25 protein-coding genes and 1 pseudogene are annotated in these 26,612 nt (G+C 37.4%); 12 read left to right on the forward strand and 14 right to left on the reverse strand.

Annotated features, from left to right (window positions below):
• Nucleotides 1–10 precede the first annotated feature (10 nt).
• The 13 genes from DHD80_RS09025 to DHD80_RS09085 form a co-directional block, all read right to left on the reverse strand.
• Nucleotides 11–622: a luciferase family protein gene (locus tag DHD80_RS09025; protein ID WP_205780347.1), complete on the reverse strand. Its 612-nt coding sequence runs from the start codon at nt 620–622 to the stop codon at nt 11–13.
• On the reverse strand, nt 622–1,413 hold the full coding sequence (locus DHD80_RS09030) for a class III extradiol ring-cleavage dioxygenase (protein ID WP_251740840.1): 792 nt from the start codon (nt 1,411–1,413) through the stop codon (nt 622–624). The genes DHD80_RS09025 and DHD80_RS09030 overlap by 1 nt, the downstream gene beginning before the upstream one ends.
• Before the next feature lie 124 nt (nt 1,414–1,537).
• Nucleotides 1,538–1,921 (reverse strand): DoxX family protein, encoded by a 384-nt coding sequence (locus DHD80_RS09035; protein ID WP_251740841.1) that lies wholly within the window; start codon nt 1,919–1,921, stop codon nt 1,538–1,540.
• Between the two features lie 18 nt (nt 1,922–1,939).
• Nucleotides 1,940–2,365, reverse strand: a complete 426-nt coding sequence (locus tag DHD80_RS09040) for a DUF6526 family protein (RefSeq protein ID WP_251740842.1) — start codon at nt 2,363–2,365, stop codon at nt 1,940–1,942.
• 34 nt (nt 2,366–2,399) lie between these two features.
• Entirely contained in the window at nt 2,400–2,855 is a 456-nt protein-coding gene (locus DHD80_RS09045; RefSeq protein WP_127137567.1) for a MarR family transcriptional regulator, read from the reverse strand.
• 2 nt (nt 2,856–2,857) lie between these two features.
• Complete coding sequence (locus tag DHD80_RS09050; RefSeq protein WP_251740843.1) at nt 2,858–3,337, reverse strand: glutathione peroxidase; 480 nt, start codon at nt 3,335–3,337, stop codon at nt 2,858–2,860.
• Between the two features lie 5 nt (nt 3,338–3,342).
• Nucleotides 3,343–4,179 carry a dienelactone hydrolase family protein gene (locus tag DHD80_RS09055; protein WP_251740844.1) on the reverse strand — a complete coding sequence of 279 codons (837 nt, stop codon included), beginning with the start codon at nt 4,177–4,179 and terminating at the stop codon, nt 3,343–3,345.
• A 19-nt stretch (nt 4,180–4,198) separates the two neighbouring features.
• Nucleotides 4,199–5,230, reverse strand: a complete 1,032-nt coding sequence (locus DHD80_RS09060; RefSeq protein ID WP_251740845.1) for an aldo/keto reductase — start codon at nt 5,228–5,230, stop codon at nt 4,199–4,201.
• Nucleotides 5,231–5,494: 264 nt separating this feature from the next.
• Nucleotides 5,495–5,812 (reverse strand): type II toxin-antitoxin system RelE/ParE family toxin, encoded by a 318-nt coding sequence (locus DHD80_RS09065; protein ID WP_251740846.1) that lies wholly within the window; start codon nt 5,810–5,812, stop codon nt 5,495–5,497.
• A complete protein-coding gene (locus DHD80_RS09070) occupies nt 5,803–6,045 on the reverse strand; it encodes a hypothetical protein (protein ID WP_251740847.1) in 243 nt (80 codons plus the stop codon). Before DHD80_RS09070 ends, DHD80_RS09065 begins: the two co-directional genes overlap by 10 nt.
• 109 nt (nt 6,046–6,154) lie before the next feature.
• Complete coding sequence (locus DHD80_RS09075; protein ID WP_251740848.1) at nt 6,155–6,970, reverse strand: IS3 family transposase; 816 nt, start codon at nt 6,968–6,970, stop codon at nt 6,155–6,157.
• Between the two features lie 35 nt (nt 6,971–7,005).
• Nucleotides 7,006–7,377 (reverse strand): transposase, encoded by a 372-nt coding sequence (locus DHD80_RS09080; RefSeq protein ID WP_252115858.1) that lies wholly within the window; start codon nt 7,375–7,377, stop codon nt 7,006–7,008.
• Between the two features lie 784 nt (nt 7,378–8,161).
• Nucleotides 8,162–8,803 (reverse strand): N-acetylmuramoyl-L-alanine amidase, encoded by a 642-nt coding sequence (locus DHD80_RS09085; RefSeq protein WP_251740850.1) that lies wholly within the window; start codon nt 8,801–8,803, stop codon nt 8,162–8,164.
• A 195-nt stretch (nt 8,804–8,998) separates the two neighbouring features.
• Here DHD80_RS09085 and DHD80_RS09090 point away from each other — a divergent pair, with 195 nt between their 5' ends.
• The 9 genes from DHD80_RS09090 to DHD80_RS09130 are packed head-to-tail and all read left to right on the forward strand — an operon-like array spanning nt 8,999 to nt 16,179.
• Nucleotides 8,999–9,286, forward strand: coding sequence for a hypothetical protein (locus DHD80_RS09090; protein WP_251740851.1), 288 nt, complete (start codon nt 8,999–9,001; stop codon nt 9,284–9,286).
• The gene (locus DHD80_RS09095; protein ID WP_251740852.1) at nt 9,286–9,570 is read left to right on the forward strand and encodes a hypothetical protein; all 285 of its coding nucleotides are present in this window, start codon (nt 9,286–9,288) and stop codon (nt 9,568–9,570) included. Before DHD80_RS09090 ends, DHD80_RS09095 begins: the two co-directional genes overlap by 1 nt.
• The gene (locus DHD80_RS09100; RefSeq protein WP_251740853.1) at nt 9,557–11,980 is read left to right on the forward strand and encodes a TraG family conjugative transposon ATPase; all 2,424 of its coding nucleotides are present in this window, start codon (nt 9,557–9,559) and stop codon (nt 11,978–11,980) included. The genes DHD80_RS09095 and DHD80_RS09100 overlap by 14 nt, the downstream gene beginning before the upstream one ends.
• A complete protein-coding gene (locus DHD80_RS09105) occupies nt 11,964–12,545 on the forward strand; it encodes a conjugal transfer protein (protein WP_251740854.1) in 582 nt (193 codons plus the stop codon). The genes DHD80_RS09100 and DHD80_RS09105 overlap by 17 nt, the downstream gene beginning before the upstream one ends.
• 6 nt (nt 12,546–12,551) lie before the next feature.
• On the forward strand, nt 12,552–13,388 hold the full coding sequence (locus DHD80_RS09110; protein WP_251740855.1) for a hypothetical protein: 837 nt from the start codon (nt 12,552–12,554) through the stop codon (nt 13,386–13,388).
• Entirely contained in the window at nt 13,388–14,011 is a 624-nt protein-coding gene (locus tag DHD80_RS09115; protein ID WP_251740856.1) for a conjugal transfer protein TraK, read from the forward strand. Before DHD80_RS09110 ends, DHD80_RS09115 begins: the two co-directional genes overlap by 1 nt.
• Nucleotides 13,992–14,915, forward strand: coding sequence for a conjugative transposon protein TraM (traM, locus tag DHD80_RS09120; protein ID WP_251740857.1), 924 nt, complete (start codon nt 13,992–13,994; stop codon nt 14,913–14,915). The genes DHD80_RS09115 and traM overlap by 20 nt, the downstream gene beginning before the upstream one ends.
• A 12-nt stretch (nt 14,916–14,927) precedes the next feature.
• Nucleotides 14,928–15,815, forward strand: coding sequence for a DUF4138 domain-containing protein (locus tag DHD80_RS09125; protein ID WP_251740858.1), 888 nt, complete (start codon nt 14,928–14,930; stop codon nt 15,813–15,815).
• A 1-nt stretch (nt 15,816) separates the two neighbouring features.
• Nucleotides 15,817–16,179 carry a hypothetical protein gene (locus DHD80_RS09130; protein ID WP_251740859.1) on the forward strand — a complete coding sequence of 121 codons (363 nt, stop codon included), beginning with the start codon at nt 15,817–15,819 and terminating at the stop codon, nt 16,177–16,179.
• Nucleotides 16,180–16,188: 9 nt separating this feature from the next.
• Here the strand turns inward: DHD80_RS09130 and DHD80_RS09135 are convergent.
• Nucleotides 16,189–16,806 (reverse strand): annotated as a pseudogene (locus DHD80_RS09135) (SOS response-associated peptidase).
• Between the two features lie 322 nt (nt 16,807–17,128).
• Here DHD80_RS09135 and DHD80_RS09140 point away from each other — a divergent pair.
• Genes DHD80_RS09140 through DHD80_RS09150 form a run of 3 tightly spaced genes read left to right on the forward strand, consistent with a single transcriptional unit; the run spans nt 17,129 to nt 26,582 of the window.
• Nucleotides 17,129–19,999, forward strand: coding sequence for a helicase-related protein (locus DHD80_RS09140; RefSeq protein WP_251740860.1), 2,871 nt, complete (start codon nt 17,129–17,131; stop codon nt 19,997–19,999).
• Nucleotides 20,000–20,014: 15 nt separating this feature from the next.
• The gene (locus DHD80_RS09145; protein WP_251740861.1) at nt 20,015–24,847 is read left to right on the forward strand and encodes a hypothetical protein; all 4,833 of its coding nucleotides are present in this window, start codon (nt 20,015–20,017) and stop codon (nt 24,845–24,847) included.
• Nucleotides 24,837–26,582, forward strand: coding sequence for an AAA family ATPase (locus tag DHD80_RS09150; protein ID WP_251740862.1), 1,746 nt, complete (start codon nt 24,837–24,839; stop codon nt 26,580–26,582). Before DHD80_RS09145 ends, DHD80_RS09150 begins: the two co-directional genes overlap by 11 nt.
• Nucleotides 26,583–26,612: the final 30 nt, after the last annotated feature.

Raw genomic sequence — 26,612 nt, forward strand, 5'->3', positions numbered from 1 at the left:
TTTTATGGCTTTATTTGTCATTTAATTTGCCGGTTGCAAATAAATAAGACCGCAAGATAATTTTTTTAATGATTTCTTTTTCTTCTTCATTTCGAGGGGCATACACCATAATAAAATTATGAGTAAGATAGCCCATTTTGGCAACTGGGTGTAACTCACCCCAACCTCGGCTTATGACATATTCAGCATCTTTTAATGTTAGACCTAAGTGCATACTGCCATCGGGCACTGGATGAAAGTGAGCAAACTCATTTCCAATCATAAAGGCGTGACAATCATTGCACATTTTGTCGGAAGAGAGACACATAGCTTGGGCTCCGGGAACAGATATTTTGCTGAACTCTTTGTTGATTTCAGGAAGCGAGAATGCCCAATCCATTAGTGAATCAACGAGTTTACGGTCTTCGGGCTGTTGATTCAGCTGCATATGTGGGTTGCTTGGTGTAGTTTTGGGTTTAATCCCATTTCGTAAGGGAAGTTCAAAGGTGTTTTCGTTTATCATATTTTTAGGGATTGATTTTTCATATTTTGTTAATTGTATTTTTCCTTGATTGAAACTGACGCTAAATGAAGTGAAAATCAAAACGATTAATAGTAAGTACCAATAACAGGATACTGTCATTATTGTTTGATGATAAAACTCCTTTCCCCAAAAGCGGGAAGGGAAGACTCTGATTCAAAAAAGTAATGTATTTCATCTTTGGAATCCATCAACCCTAAACTATATAATACAGGCACAAAATGGTCGGGCGTAGGAGCTGCCAGTTTGCCTAATTTATGACTGTTTTGATAATTAATAATGTTAGAGATATTTCTTTTATCTATTTGTTCCTTAACCCAGTTATCATATTCCATCTCCCAACCATAGGGCGAACTATCATTGCTTTGCATTTTTTTCATAGCAAGTGGGAGATTGTGAATTAATGCACCGCTGCCAATGATGAGTACTCCTTTTTCACGAAGTGATTTTAATTGTTTTCCTAACTCGTAATGATATTCAGGTTTTGCATAATAGTCGATGCTTAATTGAAATACAGGCACGTCCGCTTCAGGAAACAAGTGCATAAGCATAGGCCAAGCTCCGTGGTCGAGACCCCAGTCGGTAGTTTCGCTAACCGATGGGATAATGCGTTTTACTTCTTTTGCAATTTCAGGGGAGCCTTTAGCTTTGTAAAATACATCATAATATTCTTTAGGAAACCCATAGTAATCGAAAATCTGTTGCTGTTCAGGCGATACGTTAACAAAAGTTCCTCGGGTACACCAGTGAGCCGAAACCACCAAAGCAGCTTTTACTTCATAATTTTTTTTCAATTCCTTTCCCAATTGAAATAAGGTATTCCAAAAGGTGCGTTCTTCTCTTGAAAGCGGAATATCCATAGGATTGCCGTGCGAAGTAAATAAAACAGGCATCTTTTTTCCTTGAACAGGAAGTTCATCCGTATATTTTCTAAAGCTGCTTAAGGTATTCACAATTGTTAGTCCTAATGTTGCTAATATAAATTGTTTTCGATTCATTATATTCTACTGTTCAAAATTAGGAATTTGATGATGATAGATTTCCATTGAAAAGTTTATTAAACATTTCAGGGATTCTCACCCAAGCAGTTACCCAAATGAACAACAGAACGATGGATTGAAAAGCGTAAGGCTCGTCATTGGCCATATGTACCAATATGGCACCTCCAAAATAAGCACTCAATAACAACACCCCTAAAACAGCGGTGCGAGGTATTAAAAACAACAATACACTTACCAATTCACCTAGAGCTATAATGGTTATCATTGAGCCCAAGCCCCATTTACCGAAATTTTCAACCATTTCGGGGTTGCCTAATAGCTTTTGGCTGGCACTCATTACTAATAAAGCGGTAAGCAATCCTGCCATTACCCAACCTGTAATTTTTCTACTTTTGCTCATAATTGATGTTTTTAAGGTTTAAACTCTATTTTCATCTGCCGTCCAGTTTTTTATGCTTTCTTTTATGGCTTTTGGACTAAGGTTTTCTTTGGCTGCCCGCTCTATCAATGCTGCTAATTCTTTATCTGATGCAAATCTGGTGGCTACCATTTGTGCCATTGTTAATTTATCTTCTAATTCTTCTAATCTGTTGCCTGTCAAAATATAATAGCGTAATCGCAGTTCTGCTCTTATGGTTCTGTCTTGATTTTTTGTGGCATACAATCTAGCTATTAAAGAAGCGAGAAAAACACTTAAAGCTAAAATCAGAAAAAAGATTTTTTCAGTCAGACTGTGGTCAGAGAATAGCAATACAATACTCAATATCACCCCAACGAGCGTGAGCGGTGATAGAATAAAATGATGAAGTGGATTGTAACGGACGTGATTTTTAAAATTTTGCATATTCAATTATTTTTTGGTTATACTTTGTTTAAAATTATTTACAATGATGCTCTTTAGTTAAGGCAATTAGCTTTTGCAAGGTATGTTTCATCTGGTCCATTTCTTCTTGACTTATCCCTGAATGACTAATGGAGCAAGATAATTTTTCAGGTATGTAACTCGCCTTCTTTTTTAAATTTATTCCTTTTTCTGTAAGGCTTATCTCCACTACACGTTCGTCACTACTAGAGCGTTTCCTTGAAATAAAACCTTGACTTTCCAACCTTTTAAGCAAGGGAGTCAGGGTGTTGGACTCCAGCATTAGTTTACTGCCAATATCATTTACCGTCAGGTTTTGGTATTGCCAGAGCACCAACATCGTTAAATATTGAGGGTAAGTAAGCCCCAACTCGTTGAGCAGGGGCGTATAAAGTTTGGTTACCACTCTAGATGCTGCGTATATCGGAAAACAATACTGATTTTCAATTTCTAATTCAGCAGAATTTTTCATTTTTAAAGAATTTTTCGCAGGTAACTTTCCATTTTCTCCGGCTTGGTGGTAGGAGCAAATCGTTTGACCGGCTTTCCGTTTTTGTCAATGACAAATTTGGTAAAATTCCATTTGATGTTGCTACCTAAAATGCCTCCAAGTTTGGATTTTAAATACTTAAAAACGGGGTGAGCATTTTCCCCATTGACTTCTACCTTGTCGAACATAGGAAAACTTACCCCGTAATTAATTTCGCAAAATTCACTAATCTCATTGGCTGTGCCTTGTTCCTGCTTTCCGAATTGGTTGCAAGGAAATCCCAAAATAACCAACCCCTTGTCTTTGTATATTTTATACAAATTTTCCAATCCCTCATATTGTGGGGTAAGTCCGCACTTGCTAGCAGTATTTACCACCACTATGGTTTTACCTTCAAACTCTTTCAAAGAAATGGTTTCTCCGTTAAGTTTTTTTGCCTCAAGTTCAAATAAGCTCGCTTCCATTTTAATTACTTTTTAGTTGGAAAATAAGTTTTGAAAAAGGCTTTCATATCCTTCCAAGAAGCTTTGTCGGCAGCTTCATTGTAGGAAATGGGAAGGTTGAATTTTTCCCCGGTAGCTGTAGATGCTTTATTGGTAAAAGCGTGTGTGGCATCAGCATAAGACTTAAACTGGTAGGTAATGTTGTTGTCTTTCATTTGTTGATGAAAATTATCCACATCAGCTTGCGGCACAAACGAATCACTTTCACCGTGGCAAACCAATACTTTTGTGTTTTTCATTGCAGGACTTGCTTGAAAGCCGGTAAGTCCACCGTGAAAACTTACCACAGTTTCTAAAGGTACCCCTAAGCTGGCAGCAAAAAGCGAAACCGTTCCGCCAAAGCAATAACCTATGGCACTTACTTTTGAAGCGTCCACCTGTTGTAGTTGGGTTACGGCATCATAAGCCGCCTGCATCCGACTTTTTATCAGATTAGGATCGCCATAAAACCTTCCTGCATTGGCCTCTGCATCGGCAGGGTTTTCTACGACCAATCCATTACCGTACATATCTACCGCCAAAGCCACATAGCCTAACTCTGCCAACATTTTAGCACGATTTTTCACATATTCGTTCAATCCCCACCATTCGGGCACTACTAAAATAGCAGCTTGTTTTCCCTTTTGCTTTGCAGGATAATAAACAACGCCATTGAGTGTAACCTGGCCATCTTTATAGGTAATTTCTTCAGTTTTAACCTTGCTTTTTACATTTTCTTTGCTGTTTTGGGCAGTCAGAGTTTCTACACTAAAAAGGAGTGTAAAAAGCAATAAAATGTATGTTTTAAAATTTATCGTATTCATTCTGTTTGGTTTTTAAATTTTATAAAAAGAAATCTCCATTGGCTCTATCCATAGCTGTAAACTGCAACATCCAATAAGGATAAATAGGGTTTAATGCTGTTAGCTCATCCAGGATTTTAACATCTTCTGCATCCATTTCCCAGGTAGTAGTTTTGATGTTGTCTTCCAACTGGTGAGGCTTGGTAGCTCCAATAAGTACGGAAGTTACTCCGGGTTTTCTCAAAAGATAATTTAGGGCTGCTTGTGCTATAGAAGCCTTGTGTTTGTTGGCAATTTTTTCCAACTCATCAACAATAGCATAGCCTTTTTCCGGATCGATTTGAATAAAATTCTGCTCTTCATTGGTTCTTCTTGCTCCTTCCGGCATTGGCTTGTCTTTTCTGTATTTACCGGTTAAAAATCCGCCTCCAAGTGGCGACCAAGGGGTAAAGGCTAGTTTTTGATCCAAGCAAAGCGGTATCAATTCATATTCTACATCTCTGGATATAAGTGAATAAATGGCTTGCAATGAGACGGGTTTTTCCCAATGATTTTTTTCAGCGGTGTTGATAAACTTCATTAGCTGCCAAGCCGGGAAGTTACTTACCCCATAATATCTAATTTTTCCTTGTGAAACGAGGTCATCAAGGGTTGAAATGGTTTCTTCAAAAGGGGTAATAGGATCATAACTATGAAGCACATAATGGTCGATATAGTCGGTACCCAATCGTTTTAAACTATTGTGGCAGCTCTCGATGATGTGTTTTCTGGACAAGCCCACATCATTAATTTCTTTACTCATTCTACCGCGCACTTTGGTAGCAATGATGACATCCTTTCTTTTGTCTTTTACTGCTTTTCCTAAAATCTCTTCCGATTGGCCGTGAGAATACACATCAGCAGAATCGAAGTAGTTGATGCCTGAGTCTATGGCTATGTCCACTAATCGCTTGCTATCTTCATAGCCTAGAGAACCTACCACACTCCAGTAGCCACTGCTACCAAAACTCATCGTTCCCATACAAAGTTCTGAAACTAAAATTCCTGAATTTCCTAATTGATTGTACTTCATAGTGATTTAATTTAAAGTGAATGATAAATATTTAAGTGCAAAAGTATATCTTTGAAGATTAAATCGTAAGCGATATATTTTGTTTTAACAAATTTTAGGATTTTGAAATTTTTTACACTGACCGCTAACGGTTTCGCTTATCGCAAGTGTGCGGAATTTAGCACACGGAGTTGTCAGTTTATTGTTTTGTTATTTGGAGTTCTAAATTATCGATTTTGTTCAAATACCGCATATTTGCGATGAAGCGGTGTTGGCAATTGGCTGCTACTTTGTCTGCTCTATTTTTTCTGGATTTTGCCGAGTATCAAAAACATTTGCAATTTCGATACGGTTTTGTGTCTTATTAATCCAATAAATGATTTTGTAGTTTTTAAAGACTAAGTATCGAAAATCATGCTCTCTTTCTTTAAGAAGAAATTCTTTCTGCCCAATTTCCGGTGTTTTTTCTAAACCAATTGTAGTATCAATAATTCCATTAACCAATTTCGCAGCTACCCTATTGCTGGCTTTATATTTATAGTAATGAAATATATCTTCTAATTTATCCTCAGCTAGTTGAGTCCAATAAACGGTTAACTCCATTTTTGAACTTTTGCTTTTAAGTCACTTGCTTTAGTTAATCTTCCTTTTTTAGAGTCATCTAATGCTTGATCAATTTCATCATTGAATTGCTGCATAGACATGGGTTTCATCTCTTTTTCAAGTAATTCAGCCTTTCTTTTATGCAACATCTTTTCTAAACCATTTATAATTTCCTCATTTTGTAAACGAAGAAATTCTTGAACAAAAGATATTTTTTTAGCCTCTAAATCCATCTTTCTGCTTTTTATCAAAAATACGAATTCTAATTTATTACTTCTAGTTTAGTAGAATTTTTGTGCAGCTGTCTCGTCCTAGAATACGGCTACAGGTTAAACTTGATTTTTACGCTGCATTTTGGTGTACCGCATTAGGTGTTTGATAGTCTAAAGATAAATGTAATCTTATTTCATTGTATAGTTTGATCGCATTTTTTGCGGCTCTTTTAGCATGAGCTAGATCTGTAAAGGTCTGATCGAGGTAAAATTCATCTTTGAGTATTCCGTTTACCCGCTCTGCCAGTGCATTCTCATAGCAGTGATTATCCTCGGTCATGCTTATTTGTACTTTATTCTTCTGAAGGATCTGGGTGTATGTAGTACTGCAATATTGAAAACCTCTGTCGGAATGATGAATAAGCCCTTTGATATCCTTGGCCTGGTATATGGCTTTGTTTAATGCTCTCACACATCCTTTGAGTTCAAGACTGTTGCTAATGTCGTAACCTACAATTTTTCTGGAATGCATGTCTGTAATGAGGGCCAGGTAACAAAAGCCTTTTACGGTTCTGATATAGGTGATATCGCTTACCCATACCTGATTGGCTCTGCTAACTTTAAGTTCTTTGATGATATTTTTGTACTTATGGAACCGGTGCATAGAGTTGGTGGTTTTAGTGCAGTATTTCTTTCTAAGTGTGAGCATATTGTGTTTTCTAAGGATGTTGAATAAAGTATCCCTGCCTACTTTTAGGCGTGCTGTTTCGAAATCATGGTTCAGGGATCTCATGAGTTTCCTGACACCTTCTCTTGGAAGGGATTTGCGTCTTTGTTTGACGATCCTAACGACCTGTCGTTCTACTTCCAGGCGCTCGTCCTCTCTTCGTTTATACTTGTAATAGGCATCTCGTTTGAGATCGAAACACTTGCAAATAGCGGTCAAAGAAGCAAATCCCTTGGCTTTATCTTTAGCCTTAATTAAGGCTTGATATTTAGTTTTTTTTTGAGTTCCACCACTGATTTGTAGCCTAGTTTTTCAGCCGCTACTTCCAGGTATGATTCTTCAATCAAAGCATCCATATCTTTTTTAAGCAAGAGCTTTTTGAGCTGTTCAATCTCTTTCTGAAGTTGCTTAATCCGTGTTATTTCATCTTTAGTGTTCACAGTAACCCTGGTGTTCATAAGGTCTTTCCGATGGTATTTCTTGATCCATTCGTTAATAGTAGAAGGAGCAATCCCATAGAGTTTCCCTAGTTGATACTTGTTTAGTTTACCTGTGGTAAGTTCGTCTAAAATTTTCAATTTGAAGGATTCTGAATACCGTCTGATTACTTTGTCATTTTTGTACATAACTATTTAAAATTATGTAGCCTTTATTCAGGACGGGTCAAGCTTGTTGCCAACGGCCGCGCATAACACAAGTCGCGGGAATCAGGACTCGAATTTGTCGGCTTGTTGTATTTAAATTGATCTCTAAAATAACCATTTTCACTCAACTACCCGCTATTTGAGTTATGCGCTGTTGTGTGCAGCGGAGTGGCATTTTGCAGAAATGCCGCGAGCGTAGTCGCATGGCGGGCCACCATTAGCCAGGTCGAGAAGTAGCCTGGTGGTTTAGACTTATGCATTTTATCCCCCGGGACGGATAATAGGCGTCAGTCTAAATGTCGGATGGCTCCATGGAAGCCTCCCGCTGCGCACCGCTGCTTTTCCCAATTCAGTTGTTGAATGTTAGTTCTTAGATGGAACCGTTGATTTGTTAGTGCTTGGGTGCAGGAGTTGAATTTTTAGTTTTTGAAGTGTAGTTGAATATGGGTTGTTAAGCACAATTATACGTGTTTTCCTCTAGTGCTTCTTTCAGGAGTACCAACTAACTTGGGCAAACTCGCTGGCGTGTCCACGCCTTGAGAGCGAGCTCTCGGCGATGTCCATCGCGCAAGTTTGAACCAAGACTTCTCCTAACGTCAAAGTCTTGTTTAAAAAGCAGCAGTGCTTGCGGGAGACCCTGGGCCATTGCCATCCGCACCAGGCTTTTCGAGTCGGCCGCCCGCCAGACGATTGCATGCAAAACTCGTTATATTCATCCAAATATACACTTTTAATCGAGTACGTTCCGGGATAAACGCAGTTCTACCTATTTTATAACACTCAAAATTGCTAGACTTAATTCTTTCAGATTCCTAGGATCACTTAAATATCCTGCTTCAACCGGATTACTCAAAAAACCCATCTCTATCAATAAAGAAGGGGTGCTATCAATAGTTTCCCGCAGTACCTGAAAATCCGAGAATTTTACGCCCCGACTCTTTATACCAGTCCTTTGAGTGACTGATTTTTCAATTTGGTATGCTAGGTAAGTGGATTCATTTAGATTAATGCTATTCCTCCGGGAAACATAAATTTCAATTCCTCTGGCGTTTATAAAAGGGGAGTGGTTGCAATGCAGGGAAATAAATCTATCCGCTTTAAGTGATCTGGCAATTTTAGATCTGTCGCTTAGAGAAATTAAAGTATCTGAATAGCGCGTAAGATAAATTTCAAATTTATTCTGGAATACAATTAGATTTAGTTTTTGAAGGTGCAACGCTAATTTCAGCACTACCTCTTTTTCCTGGATCTCATTTACTCCTATGGCTCCGGCATCTTTGCCTCCATGTCCGGGATCGATAACAATAACTAATTTTTCATTTCCTTTCAATTGCGCAGAAATATACTGGGGCATAAGGATTAATCCTGTCAAAATAATGATCCCTACAATTGATCTTAAAAACTGCATGACTTCTGTTTTAATTGTTTAAAAATCAGACAATCAAAACTTCTATTGAGAATATTTCAAAGTTTAACATGAGCTCAAGTTAAAATTTGAACATTTCAATCCATCCCTTCTATTTCATGATAGATTCGATAAAAATTCATTCATCAAGTTGTCATCAACTACCTGTTATAACTAACAGTCAAAAAACGAAACATCATGAAAAGATCTATTTACACTACACTTTTTTTGTCTCTTTTTTCTATTCCAGTTTTCGCACAGATTGGCGGTATAGAAAATTCTGTAGCGGACATTTCCGACACTATCAGAGCAATTTTTCCCATCATTCTCGGAGTGATATTTCTGGTAGGCTTCCTTTTTAATGCCGGCCATTTTTTTGGTGAAAATGCCGATTTGAAAAAGGGAATCACCCGTGTGCTGGTTTTTGTTTTAATCGCCGGAGCGGTGGTTGGAATTTTTACTTACCTCATAAGCATCGTTGTATAATGAAACAGTTCGAGGTATATAGAAATATTAGAAAAGGAGCCATGATTTGGGGACTTCCAATCACCATGTTTGCATTGATGATGATCTGTATCGTAGGCTCACTTATGGTGATTATTTTCTCCTTCAGCTTAACAATGATCATTGGGGTTTTTATTTGTAATACCGGTCTCTATATAATTCTGATCAGGATATCAAGCAATCCCCGGCTTTTTCAATTTTCAAGTGTCTTTCCAGGTATTATCAGCAATAAAAAATCAAGCCTTTTAAATTATGAAGAAAATTAACCTAGCATCCTATTCACCAATCTTTGATATTCAGGATAATTTGGTTTTTGCCAGTAATGGGAACCTGATTCTATGTTATCAGGTTAGACTTCCCGAAATCTACTCATTGTCAGAAAAAGATTTTGATGAACTGCACAGTACTTTCTTTCAGGCATTCAAGTCACTACCTGCATCCTGTGTTATTCACAAACAGGATGTTTATTTAAAGCAGGAGTATTCTTCAGAAAAGCTTCCCAATAAAACTTTTTTGGAAAAGGCTACCCATAATCATTTTAAAGGGCGGGAGTACATAGAACACCAAAGCTATTTGTTTTTCGTGCTGACAAAAAACAAATCCTTAAACAATGCTAAATATAAAAACCCCTTCAGAAACATTTCAAAAACAATTCCTGAGACACTGGAGGAAAATATCCGGGACTTCGTAAGTACGGTATCAGATTCGGTTTCCTATATCAATAATAGCCGTAAGGTCAGCTTAGTTCCTCTTGCTGAAAATAGTATAATGAGCTTTAGCGATTCTTATTTTAATGGTTTCAATGAAGCTTGTGATACCGATATATTGCTTGATAAATCAGGTATACATATAGGAGATAATTATTTCGATTTACTATCCATAAACAGTGAATTGTGTTTCGGGGAGAGTGTTCAAAGCAGCAAAAGAAATGAACACTTTACCTCTGATGATTTTATTTTTCACCAGGGCTTTATTGATGGTTTAGGCCTGACCTTAAATGAAAACCATATAGTAAACCAGATCATCTATCTGGACGATAAACACAAATGGAGAAAGCTGCTGGACAAAAAAATAGAAGAGCTTAACAAAAGTTCCAATTTTGGATCACAAAATAAGGTGGTTCTCCAAAAAATTCAGCATATACAGGATCAGATTAATAACGACGATAGCTCCAGGATTATTCGCGGGCATTTAAACGTCATCTATTGGACAGATGAGGCCAGCAAGTTGCAGAGAATAGCATCCAGAATAAAGGCTGAATTTAAAGAATTGGATATCATACCATACTATCCGGGTGGTGAAGAACGTAAGAACTATTTCCTTAACAGCTATTTCTGTTTCTCCTCTAATTTTTCGAATGAGGATTTATATGTCACCGATCTCAAGCATGCATTGTGTATGCTTATAAATAATACAAATTATAAATCGGATCCAACCGGAATCATTTTTAATGACAGGGAGTATAATATCCCGGTTTTCAAAGATGTTTGGGATGAGAAAAAGAAGCGGATCAAGGCAAGGAATTTTGCAATTTTTGCCCCAACTGGAGAAGGCAAATCCTTTCTGGCCAATAATATTCTCCGTCAATATTTTGAAAGTGGTGTGCGTCTGGTGATCATTGATCTTGGAGGGTCTTATGCCAAATTTGCCAAATTATACCCTGGCAGCTATGCTATTCTACGCTATAAAAAGGGAACAAATTTAGGTATCAATCCATTTTATATAAATGATCTCAAGGACCTAACTCCCCAGCGTCTGGAAGATCTGGCAGATTTTCTTTTCGAATTGTTCGCCTCCGGTTTGAAAGTAACAAAGGCGCAATCGGTTTCCACTAAAAAGATCTTACTCCATTATTATCAAAATGTTCCTATCCCACATTCGTTGGGCAGTTTTTATCGCTTTATAGAAGAGAATCAAAAAGATCTACATGATCAATTAAAAGTTCATCCGGATTATTTTAATATCACTGATTTCCTTCACATTATGTCTGAATATGTAGGAAATGGAATTTATAGTTTTCTATTTAAAGAAGGATTAGATCTAACCTATAAAATTGAAGATAAAAGGCTTATCGTCTTTGAACTGGATGAAGTGAAGGATAACAAGGAGATCCTTTCGGTAATGCTGAAATTAATTAAATCTGCTATACAAAGGACCATCTGGAGAAACCGTGCTGAAAAGGGAATTATCCTTTTTGACGAATTTGCCAAACAACTGAAATTCGAAAACGTCCTGGAAAGCGTGGAGTTTTATTACCAGGCTATTCGGAAACAGAATGGAGCGATAGGGATCATTCTTCAATCTATCAATCAGCTTCCCAATAATTCCACCTCAGCAAGTATCCTGGAGAATACTCAGGTCATTTACAGCCTTCAAAATGAAAAAGGATATGACGAGTTGAAAAAACGTCTGAACCTCTCAATGCATGATTTAAATCAGCTGAAATCCATTAAAAACAACTTTGTCGGCCCCAGGATATACACTGAAATATTTATAAAGATCGGTAAGGAGAGCAATATTTTCCGCCTGGAAGTTCCGAAAGAAGCTTATGCAGCGTACCTGACCGATGGTTGGGAAAATGAAGAGATTATGAGACTTTATGAAAAATATTCTGATATGGAAAAAGCAATAATTGAATTCACATCTAAAAGATCAAACTATGAAATATCAAACTAAAATTGCAGCGCTGGCGATAGTTATTGCCCTAATCATGCCCGCAAGAGTTGCGAGTCAGGGAATGCCAGTTTATGACAACACCAATTTTATAAGTCTTGCAAAATCGCTTATAGAATCGGCCAAACAAACCTCACAATTATTGAAAACAGTGGATTTCCTTAAACAACAAAAGGAAAATCTGGAGAAAGTAAATAATGTGGTAAAACAATTGAAAGCGGTCCAGGAAATCACGGAAAATAATCAACGGCTATTTGATATAGTTCGGGACGATCTCAGGGAGATCCTGAATTCACCGTATATCAAACCGGAAGAAGTGACCCGTATTTCAGACTCCTTTAATTCTATTATTGAAAACTCATTGGAAGATCTGGATTTTATAGACCAGATACTTTCCAGCGATTATTTAAAAATGACCGATGCTGAAAGAGCGGCCATCCTGAAAGAAAAAGAAATGAATTCAAAAGAAATGGTGGCCGAGATCAACCAGAAGACCCAACGCTATCGCGATATCATTTCTTTTCGGGAGATGCAGGATAAAATTAACAAAAGGGAAACTGATTACTAAACGGCTATGGGTATATTTTTAGGAATAGGACTGGAATATGTGGACGCTGTTTTTCAAACTATCAAAAGCAGCGATTTTTCGCAATACACAATTACGGGGATGAAAAGTCTCGGGGTCATGTTGTTTCTGGTAAATATTCTCAAAAAATATAATGAAGGAATTGCCGATAGGGATGGTTATACCTGGGGTTTGAGTCCTGGAGAACTCGCTAAGAATTTTGTGATCGTTTTACTGGTCATATTCTCAACAGAGGTGCTGGGTGTCTTTGATGGTATTTTGGTAGCGATTGAAACCAATTATCGTGATACTGCACCTGCGCTTATACCGCTTCAGCTGCAGGATATTGATATCGAGCAGGATGTAGGTGCCATAGAAGCAGCAAAAAAGGCGATGGCTTTGTTGTATGAAGCCCTGGTAACTCCGCTTTACCCTGTAAAAGTACTTTCATTTATAATCGGATTATTTTTATGGGTATTGGATCTTTTCATTTACCCATTGTTTTTAGCGGAACGTTATTTTCTCCTTGGAATCATGCAGGCTTTTTTCCCATTGATTATTAGCCTAGCCGTTTTTGAGAAATTCCGAAATATGGCCTATAATTTTTTCAGGATGTATGCGGCGGTTTATATGCTCGTTCCTGCATTTTTCCTGGTGAATGTTTTTGTAAACGCTCTCTATGCGGAAATTAATATCAACTTCTGGTCGAATTTGTTAGGATCATCAACCGATAACGGAATTATTAAAATCATCATAGAAGCCGGGTCTATAGCCTTTATCGTATTTCTGAAATTTAAATTATACACACGAGCTACTTCATTCACCTTTAAACTTTTCACCGCCTAATGAAAACAGCCTATCACAACATTTTTAGTGTTCTAAAGATCAATCGCATTATAGTAATTACGGTGGTATGTGGCGCAGTCGTCACCAGCCTGTTTTCTGGTTGGCTGGTATATAACATACACCGTGAAGCTTTAAACAATGCCTTTGCAGTAAGTACAGATGGAGCGGTAATTCCGCTAAAGTGGGTAGATCAGAAAGAAAATTTAAAAGTTGAAGCCCTGGCACACCTGGAATTATTTCATCAATATTTTTATGATATCGATGCCAGTAATTACGTAAAGAACCTTGAGAAAGCACTCTGGTTAGGGAACAGTTCGGTGGACAATGTTTACCGACAGAAGAAAGCCGATGGCGTTTATAACCGCTTACTTCAATATTCCCTAGTACAAAATGTATTGAGCATAAATTCTGAACTAGACCTGGAACAAGTGCCTTTCCATTTTAAGACCACTACCATTTTTGAAATTAACCGGGGAAGTATTGTAGATACTTATGAACTGGTATCTACCGGTAATCTGATTCAGGTGGATCGGAATTTCCCCAATAATACTCACGGAATTTTGATCACCAATTATTTTGAAAACAGTTTAAAAAAGATCGAATATGAAAATAGAAAAGAATAAAGTAGTCTTCGGAAGTATATTGGCATTTGTTATCATTTTTATCGTGTCTTATTCCGTGTTGGTTTTAGGTGATGATTCTGAAGAATTTGAACAATTAAAACAAACCAAGGTACCGGAACTGGAAGAAGAGCAGGAGCAATACAATTCTAAACTCGACGCCATTAATGCGCTCAGGGAAGTCAGGGAAACCAATGCTCCGAGTATTTATGACGAAAAACTAATTGATTCCCTGGGGTTTTATGATCCAGACCTTGAGATTAAGGAAAAGGAACGTATCGTGGATAGTATCTATAAATCGGGCAGAGTTAATTACAGCGAGAACGGCTATCGAAAGACGAAGCCGGATTTAAGAAAGCCTGAAGTACAAATAGCCGATTCCATTATTCCAGAAATAAACGAAAGCCTGTCAGCTAAGGAAATTGGGCTGGAACACCAGTTATTTTTCGCCTCCCAACCTTTAAATAATGAAACTGAAATAGATTTCAATACTGACCCATTTATTTACGCAGAAGTAGACGGCGAGCAGGTAGTGAAAACTAATTCCAGACTGAGAATGCGTGTGATAGAAAATACAGTGATAAATGGTAAACCTGTTCAAGAAAATTCCCTCATCTACGGGTTTATCAGTTTCAAGCCGAATAGGGCGCTAATTGAAATTGAAAACATTCAACATCAACCGGTAAAATTAAAAGCTTTTGACCTTCAGGATGGCAGCGAAGGGATTTATGTTGAAAATAGTTTCCGTAGCGATGCCACCAGGGTAGTCATAGGCGATGTGGTGGAAGATATCAATGTAGCCGGAGTTCCACAGGTTTCAGGAATTAAAGACATATTCCAAAGAAATAATAAGAATATCAAAGTCACTATTACCAATAACTATAAGCTCATTTTAAAGGCTCATTAATATTCTACAATCATGAAAAATTCACTCATTTTATCAATCATTCTCATTTTTCCTTTTGCAATTGTAAATGCCCAGGTCCAAGGCTTTCACAATTCCAAGGATTCCCGATTGGATACCATTTTTGCAAACGATACAAAGAATGTAGCCCTATTTTTTCCCGAACCAATCCAGCAGGGAATTGCGGGTTCCGATAATTTTGTATTGACCTATAACAGGGAAAAAGAACAAACATTTGCACTGCTCCAGGCAACTCCCGGAAAAGAAAGTAATTTACTGTTTATCAGTAATTCAGGTAGTATTTTTTCGTATATTGTAAAGTATTCCGAAGAGCTTCAAAACCTAAATTATTTTATTGAAAAATCAGGGAGTATTGGCAATGTTAACCGGGTTGTGGCTAAGCCTGAAAATGTTGAAATTGAAACTGATTCACCTCTCAATACTCAAATTAAACCATCATTGAATGACCGACTTTATTTTCAGAAGTTTAGTTCTTATTTGTTGAATAAAAATATAAAGTCTGGAATGCTTCGCAAGCGGAATGAAAAAGTTGTTATAAAGCTTGAAAATATCGTATTCCATAAAGAGCATTTGTATTTTGTGATGGAAATACAGAACAGGTCGGCAATAGATTATGAAGTCAACTTTTTGAAGGTTTCGGTTAAAACCCGAAAAAATGAAAAAAGGAAATCCATGCAAAACCTGGTTCTGGATCCGATATTCAAATATGATATGCCGAATAAGATTGGAGTAGGGGAAAGCGCTCGGTTTGTATATGTAATGCCAAAATTCTCCATTGCTGATGATAAATTAGTAATACTTGACTTAAATGAAAAGAATGGCGAACGGAATATGAAATTGAAAATTAAACAGCGCTTCATTAATAATCCTAATTTCTATTAATATGAAAAATTATGTATTTATCCTGATTCTGGCTATTTGTGTTTCCTGTACTGAATCTCAGATGAGTCCTGCCATGACCGCTCAAAAAGTCGTGGAGAGCTTTTATGCTAAAGATAACTCCCAGTTAAAAAAATATACTACTGCAGAGAGTTATGAGTCCTTCCTTTCTGTACAGGACATGTTTGAAGCTCAAAATTCATCCTCATCAAATTTTAAGGTTCTTGAGGAATCTATAGATGAGAAAACGGCCTGGGTTAAATTTAGTACCAGGTTTGAAGATAATCCTGAAACCTTCAAACTCATCCAGGAAGATGGAATGTGGAAAGTTACTGAAAGCGGGATAAAGGAAACTAGTCCTTTTTAGTTTTTTATCCTAAACCGGTTTTGCTTCCAAATCTACATCATACGGAAAAGCAAAATTTGAAACTTCATTTCCTGTGAGCCATGACTTATGATCTGCAGATTTGAGTACCACGGGCATTCGCTTTTTGTTATTATGGATTTCGCTCATTAGCTCATTGGCTTCGGTGGTTACGATAGAGTAGGAGTTTACTAATTCATTATTCTCAGGATTCTTCCAGGTGGAATAAATTCCTGCAAAGGCAAATATTTCCTGGTCTTTCGGCATAAGCAGATATTTTTGTTTTTCCTTGCCTTTTGGGTCCAGTCATTGCCATTCGTAGTAACCATCTGCTATAATAAGGCAGCGATTTTTGACGGAATTCCTATAAGCCGGCTTTTCCGAAACAGTTTCAATCTTGGCATTTAGGGTCATTTTTTTGATCTTATCATCCTTTGCCCAAAACGGAATCAATCCCCAGTTGAACATTTGAATTTCTCCATGATTCTCATCGGTAATTACCGGTGTTTTCATAAAAGTGAAGGCATTGATCTCATCCATGGGAGAAAACAGCTCAGGCTCTACAAAACGAGCTTCAAACGAACGTTCAATAGCAGCAAGTCTGGAATTCAATTTGGTACGATAACACATATTATTTTATTTTGAATTTACGGAAATTTTGGAAATCAATGGAATTTTCTGTTTCAGTACTATCATTAATTTTATTAAAGAGATAGCATTTAAACTATATTTCACAGACTTAAACTTTGATTGAGTATTTGCTGAATTACTGGAATTCCAAAGGTGGATTTAAGCTTAAAATCTAAAGGTTTTATTAATGGTGGATTATTTCTAAACCAAAAAATTCCTATATTTCGCTAGATTTTCAGATTAAAAATCTTCCCTACAAGATTGTTGGTGCTTAGAAAATATTAAGGTATTTTTAACAAGCCTGAAACCTTGAACTTATTTTATGATTGAAAATAATTTTGTTCCCGGAGCTCGTATCGGGAATAGAGGGGAAGATTTTTTGATAACTGATGTAATCGAGAACTATGATGGTTCTAAAATAATTAGTGCTGAGGGGCTTAGTGAACTCGTAAAGGGAATGAGTTTTAAATTCGATTCCCGCATCGATACAGATATTGAAGTTCTGGACCCGGTTAAAACTCGAATTGTCCCGGATGAAGATTACGCTTATCGACGCACAAAACTCTTCCTGGAAACTCAACTTCGGAATAATACCACCTATAGTAAGAAAATTACCATTGCCCATAAAGCTGCATTTGATATTTCTCATTACCAGTTTGATCCTACTAATAAAGCTTTTCGTTTACCACGACCAAGAATGTTGATGGCGGATGGGGTTGGATTAGGTAAAACTATTGAAGTGGGGATTTTCCTGGCTGAAATGATTAAAAGAGGCAAAGGAAAACGTATAATGGTCCTGGCTCTTAAATCAATTTTGGGTCAGTTTCAGCAGGAAATCTGGAACCGCTTTGCAATTCCTTTAGTGAGCCTGGATTCTCAGGGGATTGCACAAATAAAATCGGAATTGCCTGCTAATAAAAACCCTTTTGAATATTACGACAAAACCATCATCTCTATAGATACTTTAAAAAACAATGCAAAATTCAGGCATTATATTGAGAAGTCGAGATGGGATATAATTGTAATTGATGAAGCTCATACGGTTGCTAATTCCAGCAGTCAGAGAGGGAGTTTGGCACAGTTTCTCGCTACACGGTGTGAATCACTGATCCTTACTTCAGCCACACCTCACAACGGAAAAAAGGAAAATTTCGCGAACCTCATCAATATGATCGAGCCTACCGCTATTCCCAGAAATGGAGAATACGGGAAGGAAGATATCGAGCCCTATTATATGCGTAGGTTTAAACATCATATCCTTGATGAGAAGGTTCGTTCTAATTTTCAGGACAGGGAAATCATTCCGATCCATGCAGTACTTTCTCAACCGGAGGAGGATCTTCTCCAGATTCAACAGAAGATTAAGTTTGAAGCTCTTTCTACTCTTAATGAAAATACAGAGGAGGATATGTTTGGAGAGGGAACACGAAGAGAAAAGAGGGATCTTTTATTCTCCATTGGGTTATTCAAAGCTTATATGTCTTCTCCAAATGCCGCTCTTGCAACTGTTAGAAACAGAATAGAGAAAATCAAGGATGCAGGAGCAGAAACCAATACCGCAGAAGATAATCTCAACCTATTGGGTGATTTAAGGGATAAGATTGAAAAGCTTATTGAAACCGGGGCTGATTCAAAATACCAGGCCTTCAAGGAAAGGCTTATTCAGCTGGGGTGGAATGGCAGAAAGAATGACGATAGAATAGTTGTTTTTGCAGAACGTATCCATACTATAAAATACATCAAGGAAAATATTCAGCGGGATTTTAAGGTTAATGATGAAGCTATCAGAGAGTTTCACGGAGGTCTTAGCGATGCCGAACAACAGGAATATATTGAAGACTTCGGAAAAAAAGATTCAGATATTAAAATTTTTATTACTTCTGATGCCGGTTCCCAGGGGGTAAACCTTCATTACTATTGTAATATTATGTTCAATTATGACATTCCCTGGTCTTTAATTACTCTGGAGCAGCGGAATGGTAGAATAGATAGATACGGGCAGACCAAAACGCCGTATATCTATTATCTCCTGGGAACTTCAGAAACAGAAGGCTTAAAAACCGATTTACATATCATTGAAAACCTCACCAAAAAAGAGGAGGAGGTTCATAAAACTCTCGGAGATGTCGGTTCGGTCATGAATCTATATGATTCCAATGCGGAAGAGAAGCGAACAGAGAAAGCTATAGCAGAACAAAATGAAAAATTCCTCGAAGATGAGTTTGATCTTGATGTACTTTTTGGCGGGGAGTCTGATGTTACTGATTCCAAAATAGAAGAAGATCCTATTGAGGAAGAATATTCCCTGTATAAAAATGATTCAGATTATTACAGAGACCTGATAGATCAGTTGAAATCTGAACAATTAATGCAGTCTAATGATGCCACTTTTGTTGATGATACTTATCTGGAAATAAAAAATACGAAGGAACTACATCGTGTTTTATTTGATCTTCCCAAAACCGCGAAACCAGGCCTGAATGATATTTATCGGCTTTCCCTGGATAAAGACAAGGTTCAGAAATCTATCGAAGAGGCCCGAAAGAAAAAAGGGGAATGGTCAAAATTCCAAATGTTGTATGATCTGCATCCGGTAATGAAATATTTGATGACCAAACTGGAGGCCAGTGTAGATAAAGACGTAGCTCTTGCTGCACGAATTTCCAGGCTTCCTGAAAAGTCGGCGTGGTTTATAGTACACGGCCAGGTTGCTAATAATATTGGGCAATCGGTGATTTCAGACTTCTTTGTGATACCTGTCAACTTTGAAGGTGGGCTCCTTAAAAAGCCTATGCCGCTGAAGGATTTCATCGCGGAATATCAAATAGACAAGGAGCTCGCAACACAACATATTTCAGAAGAGATTTTACATCAGCTGGAAGGGTTGCTTCCTGACGTGATTGACTTTGCCAATGAGATGCATATGCACCAACTTCAACAGGTAAGGCAACTGGAAATGGAAAGGCATATCGCGGTTTATGAAGAAAATCTTAAGCATTGGACCAAAACTGCCAAAGATCAATTACAGGCAGATCTTGATGAAAAAGGAGAAAGTAATTACTGGAAAGGAAAGCTCAGAGAACGCGAAAGAGAAATAGATACGATTATCAGCGATACCAGTCAGTTTTATAAAGACCTTAAATCACTGGACCAGGACCCATATCTGAAGGTGATTTCAGTTTTTTACAATTAAAAGCAATAGCAGGGAATGATTAAATTCATACAGAATACAGGCGATTTTTTTTCTTCCAATTATTTCGATGAGGATTTTCCGAAGAAGGTGCTTGAGAAAACCGGTTATGCGGCAGAAGATCAGAAATTTTTTCAGAAAAGAATCAGCGGATTAAAGGATAAATATTTTCGCTATAAACAACTTCTTATTGACGGGAAATTACGGACAAAAGACCGGATTACCGAAACTCATAATTTTCATACTTCAGTTTTAAATGCTTTGGGGTATCCCGGAGATCATCCGGAGTACGATAGTCTTTTTCACGTAAATGAAACTGTCGTGCTGCCTGTTCGAAATACACTTTACCGTGGGGAGCAGCCTCACCTGATGGTTATGGAAATGCAGCCTTTGTTTAAGGATGGAGATGAAGATCCTGATGGACTTTTTGAACAGCAATACCACTCTGAGGAGGAGAGCAGCCAGAATCCTCCGCAGAAATATCACCGCTCTCAATGGAGTAATGTTTTTAAAGTTCCTGAAGGCCTGAAGATCTCTCCTATGGTGGTGAATGAAGCTGTTTCTAAACTGTTTCTAATGGAAATGCACCAGCGGCCAAAATTTATCTTGCTGATGGCCGGGAACCGCTATTTTCTTTTAGAACAGGAGAAATGGTTTAGAGGAAGTTACCTGGAGTTTGATCTGGAAGAACTTTTTAATGAAACTGTAGTAAAAAAGGATTATTACGCATTGTTTTATGCCCTGCTTGCCAAAGAAACTCTTGCCCCCGGAAGTGAGATTGTTTTGATGGAACAATTAGAGGAAGATTCGCATAAGAGTGCCTATGAGGTTACTAAAGATCTTAAGGAAGGAGTTATTCACGCTGTAGAGGCTTTGGCCAATGAAGCGGTGTTCTCCTGGAAAGATCAAAATCTTGACCTGGAAGAGATAGATGCCGATACCCTTAAAAATGAATGCCTGAATTATGTGTACAGGCTGTTGTTTTTGTTTTATGCCGAGTCCCGCAGTGATCTTGATATACTTCCGGCCGATGATGCCGTTTATCAACACGGATATTCCCTAGAAATGCTCAGGGACCTGGAACAGGTACCCCTCAATACCGCCAGTAGTCAGAATGGCTATTTCTTCCACGAATCGCTTAGCCGTCTTTTTTATCTCTTAAGTACGGGATATCGCGAGAAAGATGGACAAAACCGGAGTTTTAAAGTAAGGCATTTAGATTCGCCATTATTTGATGAGAGTAAATTAAGCATTCTTCCCAGGGTACAGATTAGAAATGTGATCTGGCAGGATATTATTTTGCAACTATCGCTTTCCCGAAAGAAAAAAGGTAAAACCAGGGGACGTATTTCTTATGCTAACCTTGGGATTAACCAGTTGGGGAGTGTTTATGAGAGCTTGCTAGCTTTTAGAGGGTTCTTTGCAGATTCCGATTATATAGAGGTGCATCGGAAGCGTAAAGGAAATGAGACTTCAGCGAGAGTCGCGCAGAAAGATGGATCTTACCTGGTGCCCCGTTCCCGACGGGACGATTTTCACGAAGATGAGGTTTATATAGAGAAAACGGGAGAGATGAAGGTTATTAAAAAGGGAACCTTTATCTATCGATTAAGCGGTAGGGACCGGCAGAAATCTGCTTCCTATTATACCCCGGAGGTGCTAACCCAAACTACAGTAAAGTACACCCTAAAGCCCATTTTGGAACGGGTGAAGAATGGTGAAATGAAGGCGGGGGAGTTACTGGAGTTAAAAATTCTGGAACCGGCAATGGGCGCTGCGGCTTTTCACAATGAGGTAATCAACCAACTGGCGGAAGCATACCTTTTGTACCGGCAAGAGGAGAAGAAAGAAAAAGTAGCCCCAGACAAGTACAGGGAAGAACTACAAAAAATCAAGGCTTATATAGCTCTAAACAATGTTTATGGAGTGGATCTAAATCCTACCGCGGTGGAGTTGGGTAAACTTTCGCTTTGGCTTAATGTGATTCATAAAGATATGCAAACCCCTTTCTTTGGCTATCGCCTGGGCGTGGGGAATGCTGTGGTTGGTGCCTGGTTAAAAGTTTTTAGAAGCAAGGACTTTTTATTTGACACAAACGATAAGCGAGCAAAAAAAAGATGGTGGGAAAAAGCTCCGAAACATTTGCAATTTGGTGTTACAAAAATTAAGCGAAGGGATGATGAAATTTACCATTTTCTATTGCCCGATGCCAATATGGTACCCTCGGCAGGGATAAAATTGTTGAAAGGAGAATATCCCGATGAAGCCAAACACGTGAGTGATTGGAAAAAAGATTTTTGTGCTCCAATACGTGGGAATGAATTTGAGCGGCTACAAAAGATCTCCGAAGCCATTGATTATTTACTGGAGGAACATTACCTGATTCAGAGCTCTATTAATCGGGAAACTCAGATAAAAGAGGAGTTTTTTGGAGCTTATGAAACCGATGAGCAAATCAAGCTGAAGGCCAAGAGTTACGATGAAAAAGAACAGCTGGCCAAAAAGAGAAACCAAACCAACGCGCCTTATTACAAGTTGAAACTGATTATGGACTATTGGTGTAGCCTTTGGTTTTGGGATGTAAGGAATGCTACTCATTTACCCAGCCGTACCGAGTGGTATGATGATATAGACAATATATTGAATGTAGACCTGGAAGCTTTGGAGGAAGCTCAGCGTAAAAAAGAAGAAAAAGAGGTTTTTGAAGAGTTACCAATTCAGGGAAGACTTTTTGGAGAAGAAGCTCACGAGCCCAGTCTTAAAAATTATAAAAAGGATAAAACTTTTGTGCAGGCTTCAATGCTGGCCCTGTTAAAAAAACGTCCCACATCTCTATTTACCAACCGGCGCAGTGAGATAGTTAATGAGCTGGCTGAAAAACACCGGTATTTTCATTATCAGCTCGAATTTATTGAGGTGTTCAAGGAACGGGGTGGGTTTGATGTAGCTGTAGGAAACCCGCCCTGGTTGAAAGTTACCTTTGAAGAAAAAGGTTTAATGAGTGAAGTTTTTCCGGAACTGGAAATTCGTAAAACTTCAGCGCCTAAAGTTAGAAAGCTTCAGGAGGAATTTTTACAAGTAGAGGATCAAAAAAGTGCATACTACGAGGAAAATATAGCTACTGAATCGGCGGGAGATTTTATGAATGCTTTTCAAAATTACCCGCTTCTAAAAGGACAGCAAACCAATTTGTACAAATGTGTTCTGGAAAATGGTTTTCATTGGATTTCAGAAAATGGATATTTAGGGCTCTTGCACCCTGAAGGTGTATATGATGATCCCAAAGGTCAGTATTTGAGAAGAGAGGTATATAAAAGATTAAAATATCATTTTCAGTTTATCAATGTATTTAACCTTTTTGCTGAAGTCCATCATCGTCTTACTTATTCCATAAATATCTATCGAGGAAGAATTAAACAGCCTGATTTCTATTCAATAAATAATTTATTAATTCCTCAAGCCATTGATCTTTACTTTAGATCTGAAGAGGAAGTAGATTTATCTCCAATGATATATGATGAACAGACGAGAAAGTATAGGTGGAATCTGAATGGTAATAAAAAAAGAATCATTCGCATTACAGAAAAAGAACTTAGGTCAATAGGTGAAGTTTTTGAAAATACGAAGGACTACTCTTCTATTAAATTGGTAACTATTCATTCCAGTGCGGTTTTAAAAGTAATAGAAAAATTTAGTGATTGGAGCCAAAAACTAAAATTTAAAAATCCTGCTTTCAGCGAGGGTTTCCATGAAACGAGTGATATAACTAAACATATAATAAGTCGAGAAACAAAGTTTCCGAATGTTATAAAAAATGAACTAATTTTTTCCGGTCCTCATATCACGGTCAGTAACCCTCTATTTAAAACTCCACAAGTCAATTGTTCCGAAAATTCACATTATGATTATATTGATTTGGAAGAAGAGAATCTTCAATTTCTACCAAGAACCAATTATGTTCCTGATATAGCTTTTTTGGAAAAAATGGAGAACGATCGAAAATTTAAGAACTGGTTAGAATCTTATAAAATTGGTTTTCGTAAAATGTTAAGTCTGGAAAGTGAGCGTACTCTCCAACCAGCATTACTGCCAAGAAAATCGGGACACGTCAATGGAGTGCTTTCTCTTTCTCTAAATAAGTCAGAAGATTTATTGGAATTTTTAGGTCTTTCAAGTTCTATCATTTATGACTTCTTAATTAAAACAATTGGATCAACCAATTTGTACGGAAGCAGGTTGGAAAATCTACCTGTTGCTATTAATGAGGATGTATTCCAACATATTGCTATAAGAACACTTAAATTAAATTGTGTTAATGACTTATATAGTGATTTCTGGAAGGAAAACTTAAGATTAACTTCTACAAAAGGTGGTTGGAGTAAAGAAGATGAAAGGCTGGAAAATATTACTTCTGATCGGAAAGATTTAGTTCAGCCTCTACGGAATCTTTATTCTAGAAGACAGGCATTAGTTGAAATTGATGTCTTAACTGCAATCGCTTTAAACTTAGACTTAGAGGATTTAATAGAAATTTATAATATTCAATTTCCTATTTCTAAAAAATTCGAAAAAGATACTTGGTATGATAAAAAAGGAAAGATTGTGTTCACTCCAAGTAGTAAGACCTTAAAAGGTGTCGGTCTGGATCGTAAAGAGTGGGAGAGCATCAAGGAAATGAAAGCCGGTGAGACCTACGAACATACCATAGAAAAAAGCGAACTCTACCACGGCAAAAAAGTCACTTACTACGCTCCCTTTGATAAGTGTGACCGCGTAGCAGATTATAAACTGGCCTGGGCGCATTTTGAGAAAATTTTTGAAACAGACAACCAAACTAAGAATGAAGAATAAACTACAGTTATATTTTGATTATTTTAAAGAGCATTATGGGGCCAGGGAATGGAGATGGTATAAAACCCTTGCTTATCGAATAGATATAATTCAAAGGATTAGGGCAGAACTTAAAAAAATAGCTAATTACGAAAGTTTAAGTGAAGAGGAAAAAACTGCAGAATTAAATAATGTATTTAATAATGCCTCTTTTCCACCACCAGAGAATCTTTCTAAAAGATATGTTTATGAAATAGAGTCACTTGAAGACTTTCTTAATGCCTATTTTTTTGATCAGGACAATGGTGTTGGTAATGTTCAACAAGGGTCGGTTTGGGACACTAGTGATAACCCTCATAAAACTGAAGTTATAGATAATGCCAATTCTTCATTAATTTTTAAAGTGTTGACCTCGAAGAAGGATGAAGCTTTTGATCTACTATCTAATAATCTTTTAAGAGTGAAGAATGGGAAATCCTATAAAGCTGTGATTTTCCGATTTTTGCGGGTTCTGTTTCCAGAAGATTTTGTTTCACCCGATGCTCCGGGGAAATTAGAGGATCTAAAAAAGGCTATAGCATCTAAATTAAACATCAAGGTTGATGGAGATTATTTAAATCAACATTTGGAGTTAAGCAATTTGGTAGACACCGAAGATTTTGTTTTAAAACAGATGTTTTTCTGGGTATTACCGGATATGTTGGACAATGAAATAAATTTGAAAAAAGGGCTTATATATTACGGAGCTCCGGGAACCGGGAAAACGTATAGATCTGAAATAAGAGCAAAGGAAATAATCGATGCGCATCGCATTAAGATTGGAAAAGAAATAGGTAAGAATTACGCTATACAAACTGTCCAGTTCCATCCCAGTTATTCCTATGAAGATTTCTTTGAAGGGATAAGACCAAATAATGGTGGCGGTTTAAAGCTATTTAATGGTTCGTTTAAACACTTCTGCAAAAAAAACGGGGAAAAGGAGTTAGCATTATTCAGGGATGAGGATTTTCTCCATAACGAGGATTTTAAAAGAAAAGATTTTGATTTTTCCCGTATCAGGATTAATGACCTAAATAAAGAACAGAAAGAAATTTTAGGAATAAGTAATTTGGATCTTGCACCAGGTATAACTATTCAGGAGGTCATTGAACCTGCTTTCTTTATCATAGATGAGATTAACCGTGCGGAACTGTCAAAGGTCTTTGGCGAATTAATGCTGAGTTTAGAATATCGTGGTTATAAGGGTAGAATTAAGACACAATACTCACATTTATGTGAAGATGATGGCAGTGATTCAGCCTTCTTATGGGAAGAAGGAGAAAACTGGTTCTTTGTGCCTCAAAACATTTATCTGCTTGGTACAATGAATACCATAGACAGATCTGTAGACGCATTTGACTTTGCTCTACGCCGTCGCTTTATGTGGGAAGAAGTAGAACCTGATTACGAAGTTGTGGTTAGAGAACTTTCTAAAGCCGGATGGAATGATTGGGCTGAAAAACTTTCGAATTCTCTTCAGGCATTAAATGAGAAAATTGAAAATGATGAGGTCTTGGATAAACACTATAAAATTGGTCACGCTTATGTGCTGGAGTTAATAAAGTTGAGGCCTGAGAAATTTAATAATCTAAACCACGTGAAAGGCTTTTTATGGGGTAATTTTATTAACCCACTTCTTGAAGAGTATCTCAGAGGGCTGGGAGATGATAAAAAGACTAGTGAAAAAATAAAAACCTTTAAAACGTCTTTTCATTGATGCTAGCTTCAGAATATTTTAATAGTGAAA

It is taken from the genome of Gramella sp. AN32, from assembly GCF_023718305.1.
GTDB classification, from domain to species: Bacteria; Bacteroidota; Bacteroidia; order Flavobacteriales; family Flavobacteriaceae; genus Christiangramia; species Christiangramia antarctica.